Raw genomic sequence first — 22429 nt, 5'->3', positions numbered from 1 at the left:
GCCACCGGGTGCGCGGGGTTCCGGGGCGGGATGAACCGCAGGCAGGTCCGGGCGTTGGGGCGGGCATGAGCCAAAGGATGACGCGATGACCCAACCGATGATGACGCTGAACGACGGACGGACGATGCCCCAGCTGGGCACCGGGATCTGGCAGATCGAAGACGCGGCCACCCCCGCCGTCGTGGCCGAGGCGCTGCGCATCGGATACCGGCTGATCGACGGTGCCGCGGCCTACAAGAACGAGGCCGGGATGGGGCAGGGCATCCGCGACAGCGGCGTGGCGCGCGACGAGATCTTTGTCACATCCAAGCTGTGGAACGATGCGCAGGGTCATGATGCGGCGCTGCGGGCCTTTGACGCGACGATGGAGCGCTGCGGGCTGGAGTATCTGGACCTGTATCTGATCCACTGGCCGCTGCCCGCGATGGACGCCTATGTCGAGACCTGGAAGGCGCTGATCCGCCTGCGGGACGAAGGCCGGGTCCGGTCCATCGGCGTCGCCAATTTCCACGAGCCGCATCTGCGCCGCATGATCGACGAGACGGGCGTCGCGCCCGTGCTGAACCAGATCGAGCTGCACCCTTCGCTGGTGCAGGCGCCGCTGCGGGCGGTGAACAAGCAGCTGGGCATCGTCACGCAAAGCTGGACCCCCCTGGGGCGCGGCGACAGCTTTGATGCGCCCGCGATCCGCGATGCGGCTGCGCGCACGGGGCGGACGGTGGCGCAGGTGATCCTGCGCTGGCACATCCAGCACGGCCTGTCGGTCATTCCGAAATCCGAGCGGCCCGAGCGTCTGGCCGAGAATTTCGACGTGCTGGATTTCACCCTGACGCCCGAGGAGATGTCGGCCATCGACGCGCTGGACCGCGGCCATCGCACCGGGCCGGACCCGGACACGTTCGACTATCGTCAGCCGCTGTAACCCAGCAGGCGGCGCATCAGGGGGCTGGCGGGGTCCGCCAGCGCCGCGATCACGTCGAAATGGTGGCGGCCGGGGTCGATGACGCAGTCGGTCGCCGCCCCCAGCCCCGCCCAGACATCCGCCAGAAGCCGCGCCTGGCGGATGAATTCCGGTCGTTCGGCCTCGCCGACCCACGAGGTGACCGGGATGCCCGCGCGTGGCTCCAGCAGGGCGGGGCTTTCGGCGGTGGCCTCGGCCGCGTCCAGGTGCAGCGTGTCGTTCATCGCCGTGCGTATCAGCGGGCGCAGGTCGCTCAGCGGAGAGATGGGCAGGCAGGCCGTCACGCGCGCCGCCACCGCATCGGGCAGCACGCCCGGACAGATCATCCGCGCCGCCAGGTGGCCGCCCGCCGAATGGCCGCTCAGCGCCACCGGCCCCGCCACCCGTGCTGCCGCGTCCGCGATCTGATCGGCCACGATGCGGGTCATGTCAGCGATGCGCGCATCGGGTGCCAGCGGATAGCCGGGCATCGCGCAGGCCCAGCCCACCGCCAGCGCGCCCGCCGCCAGATGCGACCACAGCGACGGGTCGAACCGCATCCAGTAGCCGCCATGGATGAACACCATCAGCCCGTGCGGGGTGCCTTCGGGCAGGAACAGATGCCCGCGGTCCAGATCCTGCGGCGGATGGGCGTCGCGAAAGGCCGCCGCCGCGTCGGTCCAGCGGGGGACATAGGCATCGGCATTCGGGATATACGCGCCATTGGCATAGGCGTCGTCCCAATCGGTGATCTGATACAGCATCGGTTCCCCCTCTTTCGGGCAGCCAATCGCGGCGCTATCGTCGCGTCAAGAGGGAGCCCACGATGACTGATTTCACCAAGACCCGCGCCGCATTCCACCTGCCGGACGGCATGACCTATCTGGACGGCAATTCCCTGGGGCCGATGCCCCGTGCCGCCGCCGACCGGGTGGCCGCGATGATGGCGGATGAATGGTCCCAGATGCTGATCACCGGCTGGAACAAGGCCGGATGGTATGTCCAGCCGCGCAAGGTCGGAGACCGCATCGCGCGGCTGATCGGCGCGGGCGCGGGGCAGGTGGTGATGGGCGACACGCTGTCGATCAAGGTGTTCCAGGCGCTCAGCGCGGCGCTGGCCCTGCGGCCCGACCGCCGGGTGATCCTGTCGGACAGCGGCAACTTTCCGTCGGACCTGTACGTGGCCGAGGGGATCGCGCGCGCCTTGGGCGCGACCCTGCGCGTGGTGGCCCCCGAGGCGGTCGAGGCCGCCATCGGCCCCGATCTGGCCGTGCTGATGCTGACCGAGGTCGATTACCGCACCGGCCGCCGCCACGACATGCCGGCCCTGACCGCCCGCGCGCATGAGGCGGGCGCGCTGGCCATCTGGGACCTGGCCCATTCGGCGGGGGCGGTCGATGTCGACCTGCTGGGATCGGATGCCGATTTCGCGGTCGGCTGCACCTACAAGTACCTGAACGGCGGGCCGGGGGCGCCCGCCTTCATCTGGACCCATCCGCGCCATGCCGAGGTCGCGGAACCGATCCTGCAGGGCTGGATGGGCCATGCCGCGCCCTTTGCCTTTGACCAGGAATATCGCCCCGCGCCGGGGATCGAGCGGATGCGCGTGGGCACGCCCCCGGTCATCGCGCTGAGCGCGCTGGAGGCATCGCTGGACATCTGGGACACGGTCGACATGGCCGCCCTGCGCGCGCGATCCATCGCGCTGACCGAGGCGTTCATCGTGGGGGTCGAGGCCCAGTGCCCCGACCTGGTGCTGAACAGCCCGCGCGACCCCGCCATGCGCGGATCGCAGGTGGGGTTCCGCCATCCGCAGGGCTATGCGGTGATGCAGGCGCTGATCGCGGCGGGGGTGGTGGGCGATTTCCGCGCGCCCGACGTGCTGCGGTTCGGGTTCGCGCCGCTGTATAACGATCTGGAGGATGTGTCGCGGGCGGTCGAGGTTTTGGCCCGCATCCTGCGCGATGCCAGCTGGGATCGGGAGGAATTTCATCGAAAGGCCGACGTGACCTAGAGAATGGGGGCTTTTCAAGGCACGGGAAAGCGCCGAAAGCTGGGGCGACACCAGTCGTGGACCCCGCCCCCCATGTTCAGATCGCTCCCCCTTGTCCTGTTGCTGTCCGGGCTGCCCGGCCATGCGCAGCCCGCCCCGCCCGACATCCGCGTCACCATCGTGACCGCGCGGATGCAGCCGCTGGATCTGGACATGCAGCTGACCGGCCAGATCGAGGCCATCGACACGCTGGAGCTGGGCTTTCGCCAGGGCGGCCGGGTGACTGCGCTGCTGGTGGCCGAGGGCGACCGGGTCACGCAGGGCCAGCCCCTGGCGCGGCTGAACGCGGTCCAGCAGGATCAGGCGCTGAACGTGGCCGAGGCCGGGCTGTCGGCCGCCCGCGCAGGCGTCGAGCAGGCCCGCCAGGCCCGGGACCGTGCCGCGGCCCTGCTGGCACGCGGCGTGGGCACGCGGGCGGCCGCCGATCAGGCCGAACAGGCGCTGTCCCAGGCCCAGGGCGCGCTGGAACGGGCCGAGACGGCGGCCGATCAGGCGCGCCGGGCGCTGGACGATACCGTCCTGCGCGCGCCTGCCGATGCGGTCGTGACGGCCAAGACGCTGGCCCCCGGTCAGGTGGTCGCCGCCGCGCAGCCGGTGCTGACGCTGGCCGCGCTGTCGGGCCTGGAGGCGGTGTTCCAGGCCCCCGACGACCCGGTCCTGCGCGACATCCTGGGCCGTCAGGTCCGGCTGGAGACGCTGGATATCGACCGCCCCGACATGACCGCCACCGTGTCCGAGATCGCCCCCCTGGTCGATCCGCGCACCGGCACCGTCGCCGTGCGCGCCCGCATCGACATGGCCCAGGACGGGACCGCCCTGCTGGGCGCATCGGTGCGCGGGCATCTGGGTCTGGCGCTGGAGGAGGGGGTAGTGGTCCCCTGGACCGCGCTGATGCGGTCGGGCGACGACCCGGCGGTCTGGATCGTGGGCGATGACGGGCGCGTGGCGCTGGCGCCGGTCACGATCAGCCATTTCGGGGACGGGACGATCTATGTCTCGGACGGGCTGGCGGATGGCCAGCAGGTGGTCGGCGACGGGGCGCAGCTGCTCTATCCCGGCCGCCGCGTGCAGCCCGCCGAGGTCCGGCCATGAGGCGCGCGGTTCTGGCCCTTGCGCTGCTGCTGGCCTGCGGCCCGGCGGCGGCCCTGTCGTTGCCCGATTGGCTGAGTTTCGGCGGGCAGGCGCAGGAGCCTGCGGGTCCGCCGCGCCCCGTGGTCACCGATATCGTCGCCGATCGCGGCCCGGATGCGCGCTGGATTCCCGGCGTCGTCGTGGCCCGCACGCAGGTCCAGCTGGGCTTTCAGACCCTGGGGCGGATGGTCGAGCGGCCCGTCGATCTGGGTGACCGGGTCGCGGCGGGCGATCTGCTGGCGCGGCTGTCCACCGACGATCTGGCCGCCACGACCCGCGCCGCCCGTGCAGCCCTGGACGCGGCCGAGGTGCAGGACCGCACCGCCCAGGCCACGCTGGAGCGGACCCAGGCCCTGGCCGCGCGCAACGTCGCCCCCGGCGCCCAGCTGGAGCAGGCCCGCCAGGCCGCCAGCGCCGCCCGCGCCGCGGTCGAACAGGCCCGGTCCGAACTGTTGCGCGCCGAGGATGCCGAGGGGTTCGCCCGCATGACCGCGCCCTTTGCCGGCGTCATCAGCGCCGTCTTCGAGGCGCCGGGCGCGGTGGTGGGGGCGGGCGCGCCCGTCATCCAGCTGTCCGCGCAGGACAGTCCTGAGGTGGTGATCGACCTGCCCGAACAGGCCCTGATCGGGCTGGAGCCGGGCGCGGGCTTTACCGTCTGGCACCGCAGCGATCCGCAGGCCGGGGTGACCGCGCGGCTGGACCGCATCGACCCCGTCGCCGACAGCGCCACGCGCACGCGGCGGCTGTATCTGACCCTGCCGCCCGAGGCGCCCTTTCGCCTTGGGGCGCTGGTCCGCGCGCGCTTTGGCACGGCCGATGCGCCGTCGCTGTCGCTGCCCGCCGAGGCGGTGGTTGCGGGCGCTGACGGACCCTTTGTCTGGCGCGTTACCCGCGAGGGCGGGGCGGCCCGCGTCGACCCCGCCGCGGTCGAGGCCGCGGCCCCGTTCCGCGGGCGCGTGTCGATCACGCGGGGCCTGAACGCGGGCGACGAGGTCGTCATTCGCGGCGTGAAATCCCTGGCCCCCGGCCAGCCCGTCGGCCGGAGGCTGCAGCCGTGAGATTCAACCTGTCGGACTGGGCGCTGCGGCATCGCAGCTTTGTGTGGTTCCTGCTGATCGTGTCGATGATCGCGGGCACCATCAGCTATCTGAACCTGGGCCGCGAGGAAGACCCGGATTTCACCATCAAGACGATGATCATCGCAGCCGCCCTGCCCGGCGCCACCATCGACGAGACGCTGACCCAGGTCACCACCCGCATCGAGACCAAGCTGGAGGAGCTGGACGAGCTGGACTTTACCCGATCGGTCACCGCCCCCGGCCAGGCGGTCGTCTATGTCGAGTTGGACCCCACCATCCGCGGCCCCGCCGTCCCCGAGGTGTGGAAGCGCGTGCGCCAGATGATGGGCGACATCCGCCCCGATTTCCCGCAGGAATTCGCAGGCTTTCAGTTCAACGACAGCTTTGGCGACGTCTATGGCAACATCTATGCCTTCACCGCCGACGGATTCACGCCGCGCGAGCTGCGTGACCGGGTCGAGGCGATCCGCCGTCAGGTCGCGGCGCTGGATGCGGCGGGCAAGACCGAATTGCTGGGCGTGCAGGACGAGCAGGTGTTCCTGGAATTCTCGGCCGCGCGGCTGGCGGCCCTGGGCCTGAACCAGGCGCAAGTGATCGCCACCCTGGCCCAGCAGAACGCCATCGCGCCCTCGGGCGTGATCGAGGCGGGCCCCGAACGCATCCTGCTGCGCATCGGCGGCCAGTTCGACGGTGCGGCCTCGATCGAGGCCGTGAACCTGCGCGTCGGAGAGCGGTTCTTCAACCTGGGCGACGTGGCGAGTGTCACGCGCGGCTATCGCGACCCGCCGCAATCGCTGTTCCGTTACGACGGCCAGCCCGCCATCGGGCTGCAGATCGGCATGCGTCAGGGTGGCAACATCCTGGAGTTCGGCGCGGAGCTGGACACGCTGATGGACCGCATTGCCGCCGACCTGCCCATCGGCATCGAGATGGCCAAGATCGCCGACCAGCCCCATGTCGTCGAGGAGGCCGTGGGTCATTTCGTCACCGCCCTGGCCGAGGCCGTGGCCATCGTGCTGGTCGTCAGCTTCATCAGCCTGGGGCTGCGCGCGGGGCTGGTGGTGACGCTGACCATTCCGCTGTGCCTGGCGATCACCTTCGTCATCCTGGACCTGTACGGCATCACGCTTCAGCGGATCTCTCTGGGCGCGCTGATCATCGCCCTGGGCCTTTTGGTCGATGACGCGATGATCGCCATCGAGACGATGATCTCACGGCTGGAGATCGGGGAATCGCTGACCGATGCGGCCAGCTATGCCTGGACCTCGATCGCGTTCCCGATGCTGACCGGGACGCTGGTGACGGTCGCGGGCTTCATCCCGATCGGGCTGAACAGCTCTGCCGCGGGCGAGTTCACGTTTTCGCTGTTCGTGGTCATCGCGGTGTCGCTGGTCGTGTCCTGGGTCGTGGCGGTGCTGTTCGCGCCGCTGTTGGGCGTGACCTTCCTGCGGGCCGACATGGGGCATGGCCATGCGGGGCCGGGGCGCCTGCGGCGGGGCTTTCGCCGCCTGCTGCGCGTGGCGATGCGGCTGAAATGGCTGACCATCGCGGTGACGCTGGCGATCTTTGCGACATCGGTCTGGGGGATGCGGTTCGTCGAACAGCAGTTCTTCCCGACCTCGGACCGGACCGAGGTCCTGGTCGACATCACCGAACGCCAGAACGCGTCCATCGCGCGTACCCGCGCCGACATGGACCGGCTGGAGGCCAGCCTTGCGGGCGATGACGACGTGCTGTTCTGGACCTCCTATGTGGGGCAGGGGGCGCCGCGCTTTGTGCTGTCGATGGACGTGCCGACGGCGGGGCCGCATATGGGCCAGATCGTGATCCAGACCCCCGACCTGGCCGCCCGCGACCGGGTCAAGGCGCGGCTGAACGCGCTGGCGGCCGCCGAATTTCCGGGCGTCGACATCTATGTCAAGAACCTGGAAATCGGCCCGCCCGTCGGCAAGCCGGTGCAGTATCGCGTGACCGCCCCCGATGCCGATGCCGCCCGCGACGCGGCCCAGGGCCTGGCCACGCTGATCGCGTCCGAGCCGCGCCTGCGCGACATCGCCCTGGACTGGAACGAGCCCGCGCGCATGGTCCGCCTGGTGGTCGATCAGGATCAGGCCCGCCAGCTGGGCGTGACCAGCGCGGATATCGCGCAGGCGCTGACCGCGCTGTTCAGCGGGGCCGGGGTCACGCAGCTGCGCGACGACATCTTCCTGATCGACGTGGTGGTCCGTGGCATGGCCGATGACCGCCAGTCGCTGGATTCGATCCGCAGCGTGCAGCTGAACCTGTCGGACGGCCGCACGGTGCCGCTGGCCGCGCTGGTGACGCTGGAATACGGGTCGGAACAGCCGCTGATCATGCAGCGTAACGGCCTGCCCACGGTGACGGTCAAGGCCGCCATCGCCACCGCCGATCAGCCCGCGACGCTGGTCACCGCGCTGGCCGGGCAGGTGGCCGAATACCAGGCGACCCTGCCCTCCGATGTCCGCATCGCGGTGGGCGGCAGCGTCGAAAGCTCTGCCGACAGCCAGGCCCCGATCGCGGCGGCGGTGCCGGTAATGCTGCTGATCATGGCGGTGCTGGTCATGGCGCAGATGCAGGGGTTCCGCGCCTCGCTGGTGGTGATCGCCGCCGCACCCCTGGGGCTGATCGGGGTGGTGGCGGTGCTGGTCCCCTTCGGAGTGCCGATGGGCTTCGTGGCGATCCTGGGGATCCTGGCGCTGATCGGCATCCTGATCCGCAACTCGGTCATCCTGGTCCACGAGATCCAGGAGCTGCTGCACAAGGGCCGCAGCCAGTGGGACGCCGTGTTCGAGGCCTCCGACAGCCGCGCCCGCCCGATCCTGCTCACTGCGGCGGCGGCGTCGCTGGCGCTGATCCCGATCTCGCGGCAGGTGTTCTGGGGGCCGATGGCCTATGCGATGATGGGCGGCATCATCGCCGGCACGCTGGTCACGCTGGTCTTCGTGCCGGCGCTCTATTGCGCGGTGTTCCGGGTCAGGCCGCCGCGTCGCTGACCACGAGGGCGTGATCGCGGTGGGCGGGGGGTCCGGGGGGCGGCAGCCCCCCGGCCGTCGCGGGACGCAAAAAAGCCCCCCGGAACCAAGTTCCGGGGCGCCTTCTCGTCACTCGGCTGCGTCGCGTTTGGGCAGGACCCAATCGGGGCGCGGGAAGTGGCAGGTATAGCCGTTGGGGAACCGCTCCAGATAATCCTGATGCTCGGGCTCGGCCTCCCAGAAATCGCCCACCGGCTCGACCTCGGTCACTACGCGACCTGGCCAGATGCCCGAGGCATCTACATCCACGATCGTGTCCAGCGCGACCTGCCTTTGTGCATCATCGGCGTAATAGATCGCCGACCGATAGCCCGGCCCGATATCATTGCCCTGCCGGTTCGGCGTGGACGGATCGTGGATCTGGAAAAAGAACTCCAGCAGCCGGCGATAGCTGATCAGGTCCGGATCGAACATGATCTCGATCGCCTCGGCATGGGTGCCGTGGTTGCGATAGGTGGCGTTCGGCACGTCGCCGCCGCTATAGCCGACCCGCGTGGACACCACCCCCGGCATGCGCCGGATCAGGTCCTGCATGCCCCAGAAACAGCCCCCCGCCAGAACCGCGCGCTCAGTCATGATGCACCTCCTCGACCTGGGCCAGATAGTCGCTATAGCCCTCGGCCTCCATCCGGTCCTTGGGTACGAACCGCAAGGATGCCGAATTGATACAATACCGCATCCCGCCCTGATCCTGCGGTCCGTCCGGGAACACATGCCCCAAGTGGCTGTCGCCGTGCTTGGATCGGACCTCAATGCGGACCATGCCGTGGCTGACATCGCGATGCTCTGTCACGTTGCCCTCGACGGGCTTGGTGAAGGCGGGCCAGCCGCAGCCGGAATTGTATTTGGCGCTGCTGACGAACAGCGGCTCTCCCGAGACGACATCGACATAGAGGCCGGCGTCGAAATGGTGGTCGTATTCGCCGGTAAAGGCGCGCTCGGTGCCGTTCTCCTGGGTCACGCGATACTGCTCGGGGGTCAGTCGGGCGATCGCGTCGGGGGTTTTCTCATAGGCCATCGGGTCCTCCACGGATGGGCAGTTCGTCCCTCCATATGGGGATCGGACCGCCCATCCGCAAAGGTCACAGGCGCGAAACGGCCTCTTTCGCGGCGTGATATTCCGTCGCAAGCCGGTCGATGCGCACGCCCGCCGGTTCCACCGCGCGCACCGCGCCGATGCCCTGGCCCGCGCCCCAGATGGTGGACCAGGCCTTGGGTTTCGACGATCCGTCGCTGAAATTCATCGCGCTGGCATCCGCCGCCGCCAGGTTGTCCGGGTCCAGCCCCGCCTTGCGGATCGAGGGCGCCAGATAGTTGCCCGACACGCCCGTGAACAGCGACGAGGTTACGATGTCGGCCGCCGTGCTGTCCACGATCATCTGCTTGTAGTCGGGTTGGGCGTTCGCCTCCTCGGTCGCGATGAAGGGGCTGCCGATATAGGCCAGATCCGCTCCCATCACCTGCGCCGCCAGCACCGCGCGCCCCGTGGCAATCGACCCCGACAGCAGCAGCGGCCCGTCGAACCATTCGCGGATCTCCTGGATCAGGGCAAAGGGCGATTGCGGCCCCGCATGCCCCCCCGCGCCCGCCGCCACCGCGATCAGCCCGTCGGCGCCCTTTTCGACGGCCTTTTTCGCGAACATGTTGTTGATCACGTCATGCAGCGCGATGCCGCCGCAATCATGGGCGGCCTGGTTGACCTCGACCCGCGCGCCAAGGGACGTGATCCAGATCGGCACCTTGTGGCGGTGACAGATCTCGATGTCGCGCTCCAGCCGGGCATTGCTGCGATGCACGATCTGGTTGACGGCGAAGGGGGCGGCGGGGCGGTCCGGGTTCGCCTGGTTGTGGCGGTCCAGCTCCTCCTCGATCCGGGTCAGCCAGGCGTCCAGCATCGACGGCTCGCCCTCACGCTCGCGCGCGTTCAGCGCTGGAAAGCTGCCGACGATGCCCGCCTTGCATTGCGCGATGACCAGATCGGGCCCCGAGACGATGAACATGGGCGAGGCGACGACCGGAATGCGCAGGCCCTGCAGGATCGGTGGCAGCATGGATAACCTCCCTAGGATTTGTGCCACGATGCCCGCCTGTTGGGCAGTGGGCAAGCCGTGACGCGGCGACAGGGCGCGGCCTCTGGCTATCACGGGCGGGGCGGCCTAAGCCGGGGGCGGAATTGCACATCGTGAAAGGCCCGTCCCATGATCCGTCCTGCCCTTGCCTTGATGCTGTCTGCCGCGCCCCTGGCCGCCCAGGCCGCGGACGACACGCCCCGCATCGCCGTGATGTCGGCATTCGAGCCGGAATGGATCAGCCTGCAGGCTGATCTGGAGGGGGCCGAGACGCAGACCATCAACGGCACCGAGTTCATCACCGGCACCCTGTCGGGGCAGGAGGTCGTGCTGTTCCTGTCAGGCGTGTCGATGGTCAACGCGGCCATGACCACCCAGATGGCGCTGGAGCGGTTCGACATCGAGGCGATCGTGTTCTCGGGTATCGCGGGCGGCATCGATCCGATGCTGAACATCGGCGACGTGGTCGTGGCCGATCAGTGGGGCCAGTGGCTGGAAACAGTCATGGCGCGTCAGGTCGGCGACGGGTTCGAACTGCCCGGCTTTCTGGCATCGCCCTTTCCGAACGAAGGCATGATCTTTACCCGCGAAACGACCGTGGCATCCGACCGGGGCGAACCCGAGACGCGGTTCTGGTTCCCCGCCGACCCGGCCCTGCTGGAGGTCGCAGCCCGCGTGGCCGAGGTGACCGATTTGGCCGACTGCAATGCCCAGAACGACTGCCTGACCACGGCGCCGCAGATCCGCGTCGGCGGGAACGGCGTGTCGGGGTCGTCCTTCATGGACAATGCGGGCCTGCGCGACTGGCTGTCCACGACCTTCGAGGCGCAGGTTGTGGACATGGAATCGGCCGCCGTGGCGCAGGTGGCCTGGGCGAACCAGGTGCCGTTCATCGCCTTCCGGTCGCTGTCCGACCTGGCCGGCGGCGGCGAGGGCGAGAACGAGATGGGCGTCTTCATGTCGCTGGCCTCCGAGAATTCGGCGGCGCTGGTCAAGGCCTTCCTGGCCGAGATGCCCTGAACGGAAAACGGCCCCCGGATCGCTCCGGGGGCCATTGTTTCAGTGGACCTTTGGGCGCGGGCCTTCGCCGATCGCGCCAAGCCGCGGCCCGGCATGGCCCACGCGGTCGCCCACCAGCAGGCCTTCGGGGCTGGCGCTGACCGTGACCGTCGCGCCGTCCATGACCTCTCCGGACAGCAGCAGTTCCGCCAGCGGATCCTGCAGCGCGCGCTGGATCACCCGCTTCAGCGGGCGCGCGCCAAAGACCGGGTCATAGCCCTGATCGGCCAGCCACATCCGTGCCGCGTCGTCCACGTCCAGCGTGATCTTGCGACCCGCCAGACGTTTCTCCAGCCGCGCCATCTGCACCGTGACGATCCCGTCCATGTTCGTCCGCGACAGGCGGCGGAAGATGATGATCTCGTCCAGGCGGTTCAGGAATTCGGGGCGGAAATGACCGCGCACCGCCTCCATCACCTGATGGCGGGCATCCGATGCATCCGCCTCTTCGGGCAGGTGCGACAGCGCCTGAGACCCGAGGTTCGAGGTCAGGATGATCAGCGTCTGCTTGAAGTCCACCGTCCGGCCCTGTCCATCGGTCAGCACCCCGTCGTCCAGCACCTGCAGCAGCACGTTGAAGACGTCCGGATGCGCCTTTTCGACTTCGTCGAACAGGATCACCTGATAGGGACGCCGCCGCACGGCCTCGGTCAGCACGCCGCCCTCGTCATAGCCGACATAGCCCGGAGGCGCGCCGATCAGCCGGGCCACGGAATGCTTTTCCATGAATTCGGACATGTCGATGCGAACCATCGCGCTGTCATCGTCGAACATGTATTCGGCCAACGCCTTGGTCAGCTCGGTCTTGCCGACGCCGGTGGGCCCCAGGAACAGGAACGACCCCAGGGGGCGATCCTCGTCGTTCAGACCGGCGCGCGACCGGCGTACAGCGTTTGACACCGCCGTCACGGCCTCGGCCTGACCGATGACGCGCTTGCCGATCTGCTCCTCCATCTTCAGCAGCTTGTCGCGCTGACCTTCCAGCATCTTGCTGGTGGGAATGCCGGTCCAGCGCTCGACGACCTCGGCGATCTGCTCGGGGCGGACGGCTTCCTCGACCATCAACCCGTCGGCCCCGCCGTTTTCCGCCTCGGCCAACTGCTTTTCAAGGCCGGGAATGACGCCATAGGACAGCTCTCCGGCGCGGGCCAGATTGCCCTCGCGCTTGGCCTGGTCCAGGTCGGCGCGGGCGCGGTCCAGCTGTTCCTTGAGGTCGCGTGACCCCTGCAGCTTGTCGCGTTCGGCCTGCCAGCGGGCCGTCATCTCGGCGCTGCGCTCCTGCAGGCCGGACAGGTCCTTCTCCAGCCGCTCCAGCCGGTCCTTGGAGGCCGCGTCGTCCTCCTTCTTCAGCGCCTCGGCCTCGATCTGCAATTGCAGGATCTGACGATCCAGCTGGTCCAGCTCCTCGGGCTTGCTGTCGACCTCCATCCGCAGGCGGGATGCGGCCTCGTCCATCAGGTCGATCGCCTTGTCGGGCAGGAATCGGTCGGTGATGTAGCGGTGCGACAGGGTCGCCGCCGCGACCAGGGCCGCGTCGCTGATCCGCACGCCGTGGTGCAGCTCATACTTTTCCTTGATGCCGCGCAGGATGCTGATCGTGTCCTCGACGGTGGGTTCCTCGACCAGCACCGGCTGGAACCGCCGGGCCAGGGCCGCGTCCTTTTCAATATACTTGCGGTATTCGTCCAGTGTGGTCGCGCCGACGCAATGCAGCTCTCCGCGCGCCAAGGCTGGCTTGATCAGGTTGGCCGCATCCATCGCGCCGTCGCCCTTGCCCGCGCCGACCAGCGTGTGCAGCTCGTCGATGAACAGGATGATCTCGCCCGCGGCGGTCTCGATCTCCTTCAGGATCGACTTCAGCCGCTCCTCGAAATCGCCGCGATATTTCGCGCCCGCGATCAGCGCGCCCATGTCCAGCGCCATCAGGCGCTTGTTGCGCAGGCTTTCGGGCACGTCGCCGTCGATGATGCGCAGGGCCAGGCCTTCGGCGATGGCGGTCTTGCCGACGCCGGGTTCGCCGATCAGCACGGGGTTGTTCTTGGTGCGCCGCGACAGGACCTGCATGGCGCGGCGGATCTCCTCATCGCGGCCGATGATCGGGTCGATCTTGCCGTCGCGGGCGGCCTGGGTCAGGTCGCGGGCGTATTTCTCCAGCGCCTCATAGCTGTCCTCGGCGGATGCCGTATCGGCGGTGCGGCCCTTGCGGATGTCCGTGATGGCCGCGTTCAGCGCCTGCGCGTTGACCTTTCCCGCGCTCAGCGCATCACGGGCATTGGTGTTCACCATCGCCAGCGCCATCAGCACCCGTTCGGCGGGCACGAAACTGTCGCCGGCCTTCTTGGCCACCGATTCCGCCTCGTCCAGCACGCGGACCAGCGACGGGTCCACATAGACCTGCCCGCTGCCCGAGCCGCTGACCTTGGGCTGTTTCGCCACGGCGGCATCCACCGCCTCGCGCACGCGTTTGGCGTCGCCGCCCGCGCGGGTGATCAGGTTCGAGGCCAGGCCCTGGTCGTCATCCATCAGCGCCTTGAGCAGATGCTCGGGCATCACGCGCTGCTGATTCTCGCGGATCGCGATGGTCTGGGCGGATTGCAGGAAGCCGCGCGACCGTTCCGTGAACTTGTCCATGTTCATCGGCAGTACTCCTTTTGCAAAGCCCCCGTGCTGGTGGCGCCCTGTTGCGGCACGCCCCGGTCCGGGTCTGATGGATCAGATTTGGGGGGGTCGCGGGGTGGTTTCAAGCGTGCCATAAGCAGGCCGGAACAAAGAAAGGGACTGGGCGATGGATGACCGGCTGATCGTGGCGCTGGATGTGCCGAACGTGCTGGACGGGCTGGCCCTGGCAGAGACGCTGGGCGACGCCGTGGGGTTCTACAAGATCGGTCTGGGCATGCTGACCGGCGGCGGCCTGGCGCTGGCCAGTGAGCTGAAGCAGGACCACGGCAAGCGCATCTTTCTGGACATGAAGCTGTTCGACATCGGAGCCACGGTCGAGGCCGCGGTGCGGGGGCTGGCGCAGTTCGACCTGGATTTCCTGACGGTGCATGGCGACCCGCATGTGGTGGCGGCGGCGAAACAGGGTGCTGCGGGGTCCGACATGAAGATCCTGGCGGTCACCATCCTGACCTCGCTGGACCGGGCCGATCTGGATGCGGGGATGATGCGGCCGGGCGATCTGCATGCCATCACCGTGGAGCGTGCGGCGCGGGCCTTTGATGCCGGGGCCGACGGCATCATCTGTTCCCCGCGCGAGGCCGCCGACATCCGCGCCCTGCCCGGATCGCGCCTGATCGTGACGCCGGGCGTCCGGCCCGCAGGCGCTGCCCTGGGCGATCAGAAGCGGGTCGAGACCCCCGCATCGGCCATCGCCGCCGGCGCGGATCACATCGTCGTCGGTCGCCCGATCTGGCAGGCCGCGGACCCCCGCGCCGCCGCGCAGGCCATCCTGGCCGAGCTGGCCTAACCCGCGCCCATCGCGGCGATCCAGCGGCAGAAATGCGGGATCGCCCGGGGATGGGCCAGGTATTCGGCCACGGGCATCATCCGCCAGCACTGCCCCTCGTCGCCGAATCGGATCGCGGCGATCTGGTTGGTGCTGATCCGTCCCGCGAACAGCCAGGATATCATGCGCGGGTCGGCATGCGACACGAAGGGGCGCCCGGCCAAGCCGCCCGGGTCCAGATGCAGGCCGAATTCCTCGGCCATCTCGCGCAGCGCGCAGGACAGGGGCGGTTCGTCCCCCTCGCGGCCGCCCCCAGGCAGGTCCCAATGCGCCGCAAAGGGCAGGCCGGGCCGGTCGTCGCGCAAATAGACCAGCATCCGGTCGGCCTGCGTCAGCCACAGCTTGGCGCCGTGAAACGCCTCCACGCCTATTCCGCGGCGATCCGGCCGCCCGCGCGATCCGCGCCAAGCGCGGCCAGCCCGGCGATCACGCGGGCCATCCGGGCGGCGAAATCGTCGAAATCGGGGCGCGGGGTGATGGTCGGTTCGTCCATATAGAGCGAGCGGTCGATCTCCAGCTGGACGACATGGACGTTCTGCGCCGGACGGCCATAGGCCGAACAGATATAGGCCCCGGAAAAGGGCGTGTTGCGGCGGATGGTCCAGCCCTCGGCCTCGACTGCGGCGCAGACGGCATCGGACACGCGGGCGGCCGCGGACAGCCCGTGGCGGTTGCCCAACACCATGTCGGGCCGCTCGCCCTGCAGATGCGACAGCGCGTCATGGGGCATGGAGTGCATGTCGATCAGGATGGCCTGCCCGAATCGGGCGCGGGCCTGCGCGATCAGCCGGGCCAGCGCGATGTGATAGGGACGCCAGCAGGCGGCGATTCGGCGGTCGGCCTCGGCCCGGTCGATCTGGCGCTCGTGAATCACCCGGCCTTGGCTGACGACGCGGGGAATCACCCCCAGCCCGGCCAGGGTGCGCTGGTTCAGCGGATGACGGGGCACGCCGCGCACGACCAGGGGGTCGATCTCGTCGGGGCCGCGATTGAGGTCCACGATGCAGCGCGGCACGCGGGCGGCCAGCGTCACCGCGCCCAAGGCCTGCGCCGGGGCGATCAGGCGGTCGACAAAGGCATCCTCGGACGAGCGCAGGACGGGCACGGGCAGGCGCGTGCCCTCCAGGAACCAGTCCGGATAGTCGCAGCCCGAATGGGGCGATGCGAAGATCACGCCCGACAGCCAGGTGTCGGGGCGGTGCAGCACATAGGGCAGGTCAGACTGTGACAAGGGCAGACCCCGGCATCCGGCGCAACGGTGCCATATAAACCCGAAAAATACCGGTCGGATAGGCCTTGAATACCCCGAAGACCCCCGGTATAGGCATTCCGACCGAGGGGGTTGCACCGGATTTTCGCAAGAAGACGGGGCTGCATCCAAGGAACGGGCGGTTAGCTCAGCGGTAGAGCACTACGTTGACATCGTAGTGGCCACTGGTTCGATCCCAGTACCGCCCACCATTATTTCGCCGCCCCCGGCCACAACCGGGGGCATTTCGTTTTCCTGGCGGCAGCGCTGCGCCGCGATGATGGAGAAGACCGATGAAGGTTCGCAATTCGCTCCGCTCGCTCAAGAGCCGGCACCGCGACTGTCAGGTGGTGCGCCGCAAGGGCCGCATCTACGTGATCAACAAGACCAACCGCCGCTTCAAGGCCCGCCAGGGCTGATCGGCGCGCGCCCTGGCCGGGCATCCGGCAGGTCACGACGAAAACGACGAGACAACCCGCCCCGCAAGGCGGGTTTTTTCACGTCCGCGCGGGCCCTTTGGCCTGGCGTGTCCGCCGGTGGCCTATGGGCCGAGCCTGTGTCAAAACCTGGCGGTGCCATGCTTTCCGACGTCAGGAGGCCAGTCCATGACCGGCTTCATCGAAGGGGTGCAACGCAGTCAGACGCCGCTGTTCCCGGATCGACTTGGCGACTGGATCGGTGAAGATGACCTTCGCGCTGTCGATCCGTTTGTCGATGAGCTTGATCTGCCTGCTCTCGGGTTCGTTCGCGCCCTGGCTGCACGGACGGGGCGGCCGGGTTATCATCCGGTGAAGCTGCTGAAGCTTGTCGTCTACGGCTATCTGAACCGCATCCCCTCCAGACGAAGGTCCGAGCGCGAGGCCGGGCGCAGTGTCGCGGTGATGCGGCTGTCCGGCGCCTGACGCCCAACCACATGACCATCGCGGAGTTCCGGTGCGCGAACGGTGGTGCCATCGACGGCAAGCCCAGATCATGGCTGTGAACAACCGCGACCGGAATTTCACCAGGGGCAAGATCGCCAGTCGCCTTTGTTCGTCGCGCATGAGGTCACTATCCGAGGCTTCGATCGTGACCAAGAAGGCGTTACGGCGCGATGAGCTGAACACCATCACCGACAAGAGGTGTTTCAGTGGCCGTGAGATTTTTGAGTGCCGCGAGGCGTGGATCACCACGACCGTGCCGCGCCCGGCCAGGTCGGGCGAGGGCGTTTGGCAGAGGCTCGACCGCGATCCCGATCCGATGACGCTGCGCCGCTGCGCGGTCGAGCATCCGTTTGGCAGGGTCAAAGCTGGGATGTGCACGCCGACTTCCTGACTCGGCGGCTGAAGAACATGCGTAGCGAGGTCGCGCTGATCGGCATCCGGCAGCTGATGCATGCCATCCGGCGCTGATTGGCGCTTCGTAGCGCTTTGCTGTGCCGCCGGGACCCTCACACTGGACTTCCTGTTCGAACGACCGGGGCTTTTCGCCAGAAAAGGACAGCGATACTCCGCCTCCCCGGACGTGCCCCGCCGCGCTGGTGGGTCTTGATACAGCCTTGGCCCGCAGGGGCGGGGGCGCGTTAAGGTTTTATCAACTTTTCCGTTCGGGGGCAGTTCCGACTGCGGTATTGTCGGCTCTGCGGCATGGGGCCGGTCAAGGGCGGGATCTGGGACGATGGTGATTCTGGGCGGAATTCTGGGAATGATGCTGGCCGGCCTGATCATCGATGTCGGCGGCATGTCCTCGTCGCAGCAAGAGGACGATGAGGACCAGGACGATCAGGACGGCCGCGACGACGACCCCGAGGCCCTGCCGCCGCTGACCCCCCAGCCCGAGCCCGAACCCCAGCCCGAGGAGCCGGATGTCGATTCGATCATCGAGGGGTCGGACGATCTGGACATCCTGATGGGCACGACCGGTCACGACCTGATTCGCGGCGGGGGTGGCGGCGACGACCTGCGCGGTGGCCTGGGCGACGACACGATCCACGGCGGGGATGGCGACGACTGGATCCAGGGCGACGCCGCCTATGGGCAGGGCGGGAATGACGTGCTGCATGGCGGGGATGGCGACGATCTGCTGGCCGGGCAGGGCGGTGACGACCTGCTGTTCGGCGATGACGGCGACGACACGCTGATGGGCGGTGAGGGCGACGACACCCTGTTCGGGGGGGCAGGCAACGACATCCTGTCGGGCCATGACGGCGACGATCTGCTGGTCTCGACCGCCGGGTCGGACGACCTGGACGGGGGCCGCGGCGATGACGTGCTGATCGGCCATGACGGTCCCGAAACCGTCTGGATGAACGGCGGAGAGGGCGACGACACGCTGATGCCGGGGGCGAACGACTTTGCCTCGGGGAATGCCGGGTCGGATCTGTTCGTGCTGCGCCATACGGGGCAAGGCCTTGCCACCATTGCGGATTTCGACAGCGCCGAGGATCGGCTGGTGCTGCATCTGGATGCCGGGATCGCCGCCGATGCGCAGGTGACCCTGCGCGAGGACCAGGACGGGACCTTCCTGCTGGAGGTCAATGGCGATCCGGTCGGGCGGTTGCTGCAGTCGGGCGGGCTGCGCGCCGAGGACGTGCAGATCGTCGCGGTCCGGGCCTGAGGGGGCTTTCCTTTCGGGGCGGTTTCGGTTAGACGCGCCCATCCGCCGGGCATCCGGCCCTGCGGTGTTTCATGGACCTTGCTGGACGACATCCCGGCCTGCGCCCTCACCCTTCATCCGAAAGGAGATCCCGATGTCGATCACCGTCGAAGAAAAAGCCCGCGTCATCGCAGAATTCGGCACCAAGGAAGGCGACACCGGTTCGCCCGAGGTCCAGGTCGCGATCCTGACCTCGCGCATCGCCACCCTGACCGAGCACTTCAAGTCGCACAAGAAAGACAACCACTCGCGTCGTGGTCTGCTGATGATGGTCGCACAGCGCCGCAAGCTGCTGGACTATCTGAAGAAGAAGGAAGAGGCGCGCTATACCGCCCTGATCGGCAAGCTGGGCCTGCGTCGCTGAGGCGACGCCCCACCCGAACCGATGCCGGAACGCCCGCGACCCAGGTCGCGGGCGTTCTGCGTTAACGCAACGGCGCGCGTTGCCTGTTGCGCGGGATGGTGCCCGGATCGGGCGGGGTGCCGTCGGGGCCAGCAGGGGCTGGGATTTGGGCCGCACCGGGCATGCACCGCCAAGGCACCGGGCGTGCACAGCGCGTACACCGCTTGCGCGCGCCCCGTTAACCGGGTGTTGCGCCGGGCCGGGCCGTTAAAATTAGAGGCAATGTGGATTTGGTCTCTGTTTAATCAAACGTTAAGGCTGCGGGATCACAACCCCCGGAGACCATCATGTTGATCAGCGGATTGACCGGCGGCTGGGGCGGCACACGCACCGCAGCCCCAACCGAGACCAAGACCACCGAACCCACGCCGACCCAGACGGCGCCCGCCGCGCAGGGAGAGACCGCCCCCGCCCAGCAGGTCGCCCCGGCCGAGGACAGCTGGGCCGCGGCCCCCGCCCCTGCGGACGAGGCGCCCGCCGCCCAGACCGCCCAGCAGGGTCAGGCGCAACCCGCCGCCAGCGATCCCGAGCGGATGGCCCGCGCGGTCGAGCGGGCCGAGCGTGAGGCGGCCCCGGCCTCGGTGTCGGTGACCACCGGCGCCCCGGCCCCCGCGCCGCGCAGCGCCGTGGACCAGGCCTCGGAGGAGGCGCAGGCCCGCAGCTTTGCCGAAGGCAAGCTGCAGCAGGAGCGTCTGACCAGCCTGGCGGCACGCAACTATGCCGCGATCCGCGACCTGTTCCGGGCCGAGGATACCCGCACCGCCGACCGCGTGGCGGCACCGGACGGGGGCCGCCCCGCCGCCCCGGCCCTGAACCTGAAGGCCGCATGACGCGGCGGGGCTGACGGCCGCGCCGTCGCCCCGGCAGGACCCCGCCCGGATCGGGCGGGGTCGGTCACGCCACTTTCCAAACAGGGGAATTTCCTGTAAACGCCGAACATCTGCGACGTGAGGCCCGGCCCCGGGGCACATGCAAAGGATAGGGGCGGCGGCAATGGGGCCGCCATATGACATGGGTGGCCGGAGGGCCGGTGCACCCCTTGAGGACATCAGATGTTTGACGAAGTGAAGAAATCGATCCAGTGGGGTCAGGAAACCCTGACGCTGGAAACGGGCAAGGTTGCCCGCCAGGCAGACGGCAGCGTCATCGCCACCTTGGGCGAGACCAGCGTCATGGCCAACGTCACCTTTGCAAAAGCGCCGAAGCCCGGTCAGGACTTCTTCCCGCTGACGGTGCATTACCAGGAAAAATACTATGCCGCCGGCAAGGTCCCGGGCGGCTTCTTCAAGCGCGAGGCGCGTCCGTCGGAGAAGGAGACGCTGACCGCGCGCCTGATCGACCGGCCGATCCGCCCGCTGTTCGCCCCCGGCTTCAAGCATGAAGTGCTGGTGATGTGCACCGTGCTGTCGCACGATCTGGTCAACGATCCCGACATCGTCGCGATGATCGCCGCCAGCGCCGCGCTGACCATCTCGGGCGTGCCCTTCATGGGTCCGATCGCGGGTGCGCGCGTCGGGTTCTCGAACGGCGAATATGTGCTGAACCCCGAGGTCCAGGACATGGACCAGCTGCGCAACAACCCCGAACAGCGCCTGGACCTGGTCATCGCCGGCACCGCCGACGCGGTGATGATGGTCGAATCGGAAGCCTATGAGCTGACCGAGGAAGAGATGCTGGGCGCGGTCAAGTTCGGCCATGACGCGATCAAGCCGGTGATCGACCTGATCATCGACCTGGCCGAGGATGCCGCCAAGGAGCCGTTCGATTTCCAGTCGCCGGATTACAGCGCGCTGTACAACCGCGTGAAGTCGCTGGGCGAGGCCGACATGCGCGCCGCCTATGCGATCCGCGACAAGTCCGAGCGTCAGGAGGCGATCACCGCCGCCAAGACCAAGGTCAAGGACGCCCTGACCGAGGAAGAGCTGGCCGATGCCAACCTGGGTTCGGCGCTGAAGAAGCTGGAATCGGGCATCCTGCGCGGTGACATCATCAGCGGCGGCGCCCGCATCGACGGCCGCGACACCAAGACCGTCCGTCCGATCGTGTCCGAGGTCGGCATCCTGCCGCGCACGCACGGATCGTCGCTGTTCACCCGCGGCGAGACGCAGGCGCTGGTCGTGACCACGCTGGGCACCGGCGACGATGAGCAGATCATCGACGCGCTGCACGGCAATTCGCGTTCGAACTTCCTGCTGCATTACAACTTCCCGCCCTATTCGGTCGGCGAAGTGGGTCGTGTGGGCAGCCCCGGCCGCCGCGAGATCGGCCACGGCAAGCTGGCATGGCGCGCGCTGCAGGCGGTTCTGCCCGCGGCGACGGACTTCCCCTACACCATCCGCGTCGTGTCCGAGATTACCGAATCGAACGGGTCCAGCTCGATGGCATCGGTCTGCGGCGGTTCGCTGTCGATGATGGATGCGGGCGTGCCGCTCAAGGCGCCGGTCGCCGGCGTGGCGATGGGCCTGATCCTGGAGGATGACGGCCGCTTCGCGGTGCTGACCGACATCTTGGGCGATGAGGATCACCTGGGCGACATGGACTTCAAGGTGGCGGGGACCGAGAACGGGATCACGTCGCTGCAGATGGACATCAAGGTCGCGGGCATCACCCCCGAGATCATGGAGCAGGCTTTGGCCCAGGCCAAGGACGGCCGTCTGCACATCCTGCGCGAGATGGGCAACGCCCTGACCGAAGGCCGTCGCGAGTTCAGCGAGCACGCGCCGCGCATCGAGACGATGCAGATCCCGACCGACAAGATCCGTGAAGTGATCGGTTCGGGCGGCAAGGTCATCCGCGAGATCGTCGAGGTTTCGGGCGCCAAGGTCGACATCAACGATGACGGCGTGATCAAGATCGCCTCGGCCAATGCCGATTCGATCAAGAAGGCCTATGACATGATCTATTCGATCGTGGCCGAGCCCGAAGAGGGCAAGGTCTATGTCGGCAAGGTCGTCAAGCTGGTCGATTTCGGGGCCTTCGTGAACTTCTTCGGCAAGCGGGACGGGCTGGTGCATGTCAGCCAGATCGCCAACCGCCGTCTGGGTCACCCCAACGAGATCCTGAAGGAGGGCCAGGAGGTCCGCGTCAAGCTGCTGGGCTTTGACGATCGCGGCAAGGTCCGTCTGGGCATGAAGATGGTCGACCAGGAGACCGGTGCCGAGATCGACGAGACGATGCAGGAATCGGCCGAGTAATCGACTGATCCCAAGCCGGCCCCGGTGCGTCCGGGGCCGGCTTTTTCATGCGAGGTTTCC

The 22429-nt window shown here is 68.3% G+C and carries 19 protein-coding genes, 1 tRNA gene and 1 pseudogene; 14 read left to right on the top strand and 7 right to left on the bottom strand.

The window, feature by feature from the left end; translation table 11 throughout:
• Positions 1 to 85: 85 nt before the first annotated feature.
• Entirely contained in the window at positions 86 to 922 is an 837-nt protein-coding gene (locus ABS73_RS02905) for an aldo/keto reductase (protein ID WP_277022074.1), read from the top strand.
• Here ABS73_RS02905 and ABS73_RS02900 read toward each other — a convergent pair.
• Positions 910 to 1704: a hormone-sensitive lipase gene (locus ABS73_RS02900; RefSeq protein WP_277022076.1), complete on the bottom strand. Its 795-nt coding sequence runs from the start codon at positions 1702 to 1704 to the stop codon at positions 910 to 912. The genes ABS73_RS02905 and ABS73_RS02900 overlap by 13 nt on opposite strands.
• Positions 1705 to 1766: 62 nt before the next feature.
• Between ABS73_RS02900 and kynU the strand changes: the two genes are divergently transcribed.
• The 4 genes from kynU (at position 1767) to ABS73_RS02880 (ending at position 8217) form a co-directional block, all read left to right on the top strand.
• Complete coding sequence (gene kynU, locus ABS73_RS02895) at positions 1767 to 2954, top strand: kynureninase (RefSeq protein WP_277022078.1); 1188 nt, start codon at positions 1767 to 1769, stop codon at positions 2952 to 2954.
• 72 nt (positions 2955 to 3026) lie between these two features.
• On the top strand, positions 3027 to 4085 hold the full coding sequence (locus ABS73_RS02890) for an efflux RND transporter periplasmic adaptor subunit (RefSeq protein ID WP_277022080.1): 1059 nt from the start codon (positions 3027 to 3029) through the stop codon (positions 4083 to 4085).
• The gene (locus tag ABS73_RS02885) at positions 4082 to 5182 is read left to right on the top strand and encodes an efflux RND transporter periplasmic adaptor subunit (protein WP_277022082.1); all 1101 of its coding nucleotides are present in this window, start codon (positions 4082 to 4084) and stop codon (positions 5180 to 5182) included. The genes ABS73_RS02890 and ABS73_RS02885 overlap by 4 nt, the downstream gene beginning before the upstream one ends.
• The gene (locus ABS73_RS02880) at positions 5179 to 8217 is read left to right on the top strand and encodes an efflux RND transporter permease subunit (RefSeq protein ID WP_277022085.1); all 3039 of its coding nucleotides are present in this window, start codon (positions 5179 to 5181) and stop codon (positions 8215 to 8217) included. The genes ABS73_RS02885 and ABS73_RS02880 overlap by 4 nt, the downstream gene beginning before the upstream one ends.
• A 108-nt stretch (positions 8218 to 8325) precedes the next feature.
• On the opposite strand, the gene msrA is transcribed toward ABS73_RS02880, so the two are convergent.
• The 3 genes from msrA to ABS73_RS02865 form a co-directional block, all read right to left on the bottom strand.
• Positions 8326 to 8832 (bottom strand): peptide-methionine (S)-S-oxide reductase MsrA, encoded by a 507-nt coding sequence (gene msrA, locus ABS73_RS02875; protein ID WP_277022088.1) that lies wholly within the window; start codon positions 8830 to 8832, stop codon positions 8326 to 8328.
• Complete coding sequence (gene msrB / locus ABS73_RS02870; protein ID WP_277022089.1) at positions 8825 to 9274, bottom strand: peptide-methionine (R)-S-oxide reductase MsrB; 450 nt, start codon at positions 9272 to 9274, stop codon at positions 8825 to 8827. Before msrB ends, msrA begins: the two co-directional genes overlap by 8 nt.
• A 64-nt stretch (positions 9275 to 9338) precedes the next feature.
• Positions 9339 to 10307 (bottom strand): NAD(P)H-dependent flavin oxidoreductase, encoded by a 969-nt coding sequence (locus ABS73_RS02865; protein WP_277022092.1) that lies wholly within the window; start codon positions 10305 to 10307, stop codon positions 9339 to 9341.
• 147 nt (positions 10308 to 10454) lie between these two features.
• Here ABS73_RS02865 and mtnN point away from each other — a divergent pair, with 147 nt between their 5' ends.
• Positions 10455 to 11345, top strand: coding sequence for a 5'-methylthioadenosine/S-adenosylhomocysteine nucleosidase (gene mtnN / locus ABS73_RS02860; protein WP_277022093.1), 891 nt, complete (start codon positions 10455 to 10457; stop codon positions 11343 to 11345).
• Positions 11346 to 11384: 39 nt separating this feature from the next.
• Here mtnN and clpB read toward each other — a convergent pair whose 3' ends face one another.
• On the bottom strand, positions 11385 to 14021 hold the full coding sequence (gene clpB / locus ABS73_RS02855; RefSeq protein WP_277022095.1) for an ATP-dependent chaperone ClpB: 2637 nt from the start codon (positions 14019 to 14021) through the stop codon (positions 11385 to 11387).
• 148 nt (positions 14022 to 14169) lie between these two features.
• Here clpB and pyrF point away from each other — a divergent pair, with 148 nt between their 5' ends.
• Positions 14170 to 14850 (top strand): orotidine-5'-phosphate decarboxylase, encoded by a 681-nt coding sequence (pyrF, locus tag ABS73_RS02850; protein ID WP_277022098.1) that lies wholly within the window; start codon positions 14170 to 14172, stop codon positions 14848 to 14850.
• Here the strand turns inward: pyrF and ABS73_RS02845 are convergent.
• Together ABS73_RS02845 and ABS73_RS02840 are read right to left on the bottom strand one after the other, a co-directional pair.
• A complete protein-coding gene (locus ABS73_RS02845; protein WP_277022100.1) occupies positions 14847 to 15254 on the bottom strand; it encodes an NUDIX hydrolase in 408 nt (135 codons plus the stop codon). The genes pyrF and ABS73_RS02845 overlap by 4 nt on opposite strands.
• Positions 15255 to 15256: 2 nt before the next feature.
• Complete coding sequence (locus ABS73_RS02840) at positions 15257 to 16120, bottom strand: N-formylglutamate amidohydrolase (protein ID WP_277022102.1); 864 nt, start codon at positions 16118 to 16120, stop codon at positions 15257 to 15259.
• Positions 16121 to 16275: 155 nt separating this feature from the next.
• Between ABS73_RS02840 and ABS73_RS02835 the strand changes: the two genes are divergently transcribed.
• The 7 genes and pseudogenes from ABS73_RS02835 (at position 16276) to pnp (ending at position 22369) form a co-directional block, all read left to right on the top strand.
• Positions 16276 to 16350 (top strand) — tRNA-Val (locus tag ABS73_RS02835).
• A gap of 81 nt (positions 16351 to 16431) precedes the next feature.
• Entirely contained in the window at positions 16432 to 16557 is a 126-nt protein-coding gene (gene ykgO, locus ABS73_RS02830; RefSeq protein ID WP_042245282.1) for a type B 50S ribosomal protein L36, read from the top strand.
• 186 nt (positions 16558 to 16743) lie between these two features.
• Positions 16744 to 17167 (top strand): annotated as a pseudogene (locus ABS73_RS16830) (transposase); the annotation flags it as partial.
• A gap of 627 nt (positions 17168 to 17794) precedes the next feature.
• Positions 17795 to 18733 (top strand): calcium-binding protein, encoded by a 939-nt coding sequence (locus ABS73_RS02820; RefSeq protein ID WP_277022128.1) that lies wholly within the window; start codon positions 17795 to 17797, stop codon positions 18731 to 18733.
• Positions 18734 to 18866: 133 nt separating this feature from the next.
• Positions 18867 to 19136: a 30S ribosomal protein S15 gene (gene rpsO, locus ABS73_RS02815; protein ID WP_136854813.1), complete on the top strand. Its 270-nt coding sequence runs from the start codon at positions 18867 to 18869 to the stop codon at positions 19134 to 19136.
• Positions 19137 to 19462: 326 nt separating this feature from the next.
• A complete protein-coding gene (locus tag ABS73_RS02810; protein ID WP_277022131.1) occupies positions 19463 to 20005 on the top strand; it encodes a hypothetical protein in 543 nt (180 codons plus the stop codon).
• Positions 20006 to 20227: 222 nt separating this feature from the next.
• Entirely contained in the window at positions 20228 to 22369 is a 2142-nt protein-coding gene (gene pnp, locus ABS73_RS02805; RefSeq protein ID WP_277022133.1) for a polyribonucleotide nucleotidyltransferase, read from the top strand.
• Positions 22370 to 22429: the final 60 nt, after the last annotated feature.

Source organism: Paracoccus sp. SCN 68-21 (assembly GCF_001724535.1).
In the GTDB taxonomy this organism is placed as follows: domain Bacteria; phylum Pseudomonadota; class Alphaproteobacteria; order Rhodobacterales; family Rhodobacteraceae; genus Paracoccus; species Paracoccus hibiscisoli.
The sequence above is the reverse complement of the archived record's forward strand: the minus strand, read 5'-3'. Positions and strand labels throughout refer to the sequence as shown.

Excerpts from the sequence above, each read along its gene's own strand:
- msrB (WP_277022089.1), bottom strand. The coding sequence starts at position 9,274 with ATGGCCTATGAGAAAACCCCCGACGCGATCGCCCGACTGACCCCCGAG.
- pnp (WP_277022133.1), top strand. The coding sequence starts at position 20,228 with ATGTTTGACGAAGTGAAGAAATCGATCCAGTGGGGTCAGGAAACCCTG.
- ABS73_RS02890 (WP_277022080.1), top strand. The coding sequence starts at position 3,027 with ATGTTCAGATCGCTCCCCCTTGTCCTGTTGCTGTCCGGGCTGCCCGGC.
- ABS73_RS02900 (WP_277022076.1), bottom strand. The coding sequence starts at position 1,704 with ATGCTGTATCAGATCACCGATTGGGACGACGCCTATGCCAATGGCGCG.
- ABS73_RS02810 (WP_277022131.1), top strand. The coding sequence starts at position 19,463 with ATGTTGATCAGCGGATTGACCGGCGGCTGGGGCGGCACACGCACCGCA.
- rpsO (WP_136854813.1), top strand. The coding sequence starts at position 18,867 with ATGTCGATCACCGTCGAAGAAAAAGCCCGCGTCATCGCAGAATTCGGC.
- ABS73_RS02885 (WP_277022082.1), top strand. The coding sequence starts at position 4,082 with ATGAGGCGCGCGGTTCTGGCCCTTGCGCTGCTGCTGGCCTGCGGCCCG.
- ABS73_RS02865 (WP_277022092.1), bottom strand. The coding sequence starts at position 10,307 with ATGCTGCCACCGATCCTGCAGGGCCTGCGCATTCCGGTCGTCGCCTCG.
- msrA (WP_277022088.1), bottom strand. The coding sequence starts at position 8,832 with ATGACTGAGCGCGCGGTTCTGGCGGGGGGCTGTTTCTGGGGCATGCAG.
- kynU (WP_277022078.1), top strand. The coding sequence starts at position 1,767 with ATGACTGATTTCACCAAGACCCGCGCCGCATTCCACCTGCCGGACGGC.
- mtnN (WP_277022093.1), top strand. The coding sequence starts at position 10,455 with ATGATCCGTCCTGCCCTTGCCTTGATGCTGTCTGCCGCGCCCCTGGCC.
- ABS73_RS02820 (WP_277022128.1), top strand. The coding sequence starts at position 17,795 with ATGGTGATTCTGGGCGGAATTCTGGGAATGATGCTGGCCGGCCTGATC.
- pyrF (WP_277022098.1), top strand. The coding sequence starts at position 14,170 with ATGGATGACCGGCTGATCGTGGCGCTGGATGTGCCGAACGTGCTGGAC.
- ykgO (WP_042245282.1), top strand. The coding sequence starts at position 16,432 with ATGAAGGTTCGCAATTCGCTCCGCTCGCTCAAGAGCCGGCACCGCGAC.
- ABS73_RS02905 (WP_277022074.1), top strand. The coding sequence starts at position 86 with ATGACCCAACCGATGATGACGCTGAACGACGGACGGACGATGCCCCAG.
- clpB (WP_277022095.1), bottom strand. The coding sequence starts at position 14,021 with ATGAACATGGACAAGTTCACGGAACGGTCGCGCGGCTTCCTGCAATCC.